The organism is Mesorhizobium sp. M4B.F.Ca.ET.089.01.1.1 (assembly GCF_004022605.1).
Classification (GTDB): domain Bacteria; phylum Pseudomonadota; class Alphaproteobacteria; order Rhizobiales; family Rhizobiaceae; genus Mesorhizobium; species Mesorhizobium abyssinicae.
Genome location: NZ_RZOS01000688.1, coordinates 1 through 2,110 on the forward strand (window position 1 = coordinate 1; position 2,110 = coordinate 2,110).

General features: G+C 66.4%; 2 protein-coding genes. Both read left to right on the forward strand.

Annotated elements, in window-relative coordinates:
- A partial coding sequence (ubiB, locus tag EN780_RS32715; RefSeq protein WP_128276334.1) for a 2-polyprenylphenol 6-hydroxylase occupies positions 1–1,472 on the forward strand: 1,472 nt, incomplete at its 5' end.
- A 70-nt stretch (positions 1,473–1,542) separates the two neighbouring features.
- The coding region (locus tag EN780_RS39830) for a flavoprotein (RefSeq protein WP_281035394.1) at positions 1,543–2,110 on the forward strand (568 nt) is incomplete at its 3' end.

A 2,110-nucleotide genomic window follows, 5' to 3' on the forward strand; every position in this document is an offset into this window, starting at 1 on the left:
CGAAATTCGGCTGGCGCATGGCGCGGCTGTTCACCCGCCGCAGCGCGCTTGCCTATAAGCGCGGCGACCGGCTGGCCAAGGCGGTGGTGCGCCTGGGGCCGTCCTACGTCAAGCTCGGCCAGTTCCTGGCGACACGGCCAGACGTCGTCGGCAACGACATGGCGCTCGACCTCGCGCTTCTCCAGGACAAGATGCATACGTTCCCGCAGGCCGAGGCGATCGCCGCCATCGAGGCCTCGCTCGGGCGCAAGATCGGCGATCTCTACGCCAGCTTCGACGGCGCCGTCGCCGCCGCCTCGATCGCCCAGGTGCACAACGCCGAGACGGTGAAGGAAGGGGTTGCTACCCGGGTGGCGGTGAAGGTCATCCGGCCTGGCGTGCGGCGGCGCTTCTTCCACGATCTCGAAAGCTATTTCCTCGCCGCCCGCCTGCAGGAAAAATACATCCCCTCGTCGCGCCGCCTGCGGCCGGTCGAGGTAACCGAGACGCTGGCGCAGACCACCAAGATCGAGATGGATCTCAGGCTCGAGGCGGCGGCGCTGTCCGAGCTCGGCGAGAACACCAGGGACGATCCGGGCTTCCGCGTGCCCTCGGTCGACTGGGAGCGGACCGGCCGCGACGTCTTGACCATGGAGTGGGTCGACGGTGTCAAGATGAACGACATTGCCGGCCTCGTGGAGGCAGGTCACGATCTCAAGGCGATCGCCACCAACCTCATCCAGTCGTTCCTGCGCCATACGCTGCGCGACGGCTTCTTCCATGCCGACATGCATCCGGGCAATCTGTTCGTCGAGGCCGACGGCACCATCGTCGCCGTCGATCTCGGCATTGCCGGCCGGCTCGGCAAGAAGGAGCGCCGCTTCCTCGCCGAGATCCTTTACGGCTTCATCGTGCGCGACTATCAGCGCGTCGCCGAGGTGCATTTCGAGGCCGGTTATGTGCCGCGCCAGCACAATGTCTCGGCCTTCGCGCAAGCGATCCGCGCCATCGGCGAGCCGATCCACGGCCAGCCGGCGGAAACCATCTCGATGGCCAAGCTGTTGACGCTGCTGTTCGAGGTCACCGAACTGTTCGACATGGCGACCCGGCCCGAGCTGATCCTGCTGCAGAAGACCATGGTGGTGGTCGAGGGCGTCGCCCGCACGCTCGATCCGGCCTTCAACATGTGGAAGACATCCGAGCCGGTGGTCGGCGACTGGATCGCCGGCAATCTCGGCCCGCGCGGCCTCCTTGTCGATGCGCGCGACGGCACAAAGGCGCTGCTGGCACTGGCCCGCCAGGCTCCAGATATCGCCGCCCGCACCGAGCGGCTGTCGCGCGAGATCGACCTGATGGCCGAGCACGGGCTGCGCTTCGACGAGGCGACGGCACGCGCCATCGGCAAGGCCGAGGCACGCCATACCCGCTCAGGCCGCGTGGCCCTGTGGGTGATCGCGCTGACGCTGCTCTATATCGTGTGGAAGCTCGCCTAGCGGTCAGGTTGCCCTCTCTTGATTGCATTGCTATCATTGCAACCAGAGATGCCAAGCAGAGTGCAATCACATGGCCAGCATCACGATTCGCAATCTTGACGACGAAATCAAGGACCTGCTGCGCCGGCTGGCGGCCGAAAACGACCGCTCGATGGAGGAACAGGCGCGGGTGATGCTTCGGGCCTCGGTCGAAGGTCAAGTTGGATCCGTCGGCCGCCTCGACCAGATCGAGAAGACGCTGCACGAACTGGCAGGCTCGCGCCAGCAGGCGACGCCCATTGTCGCCGCATCAGGCAAGGCTGCCCTGCGAGGCAGCCTCTCCGGCAAGCGCATCCTGCTCATCATCGGCGGCGGCATTGCCGCCTACAAGGCGCTCGACCTGATCCGCCGCCTGCGCGAGCGCGGCGCGGCGGTGCGGGTGGTGATGACCGCGGCGGCGCAGGAGTTCGTCACCACGCTTTCGGCCGGCGCGCTTTCGGCCGACCATGTCTTCACCGAACTGTTCGACCGCAATGACGAGCATGATGTCGGCCATATCCGCCTGTCGCGCGAGGCCGACCTGCTGGTGGTGGCGCCGGCCACCGCCGATCTGATGGCGAAGCTTGCCAACGGCCATGCCAATGATCTCGCCTCGACTG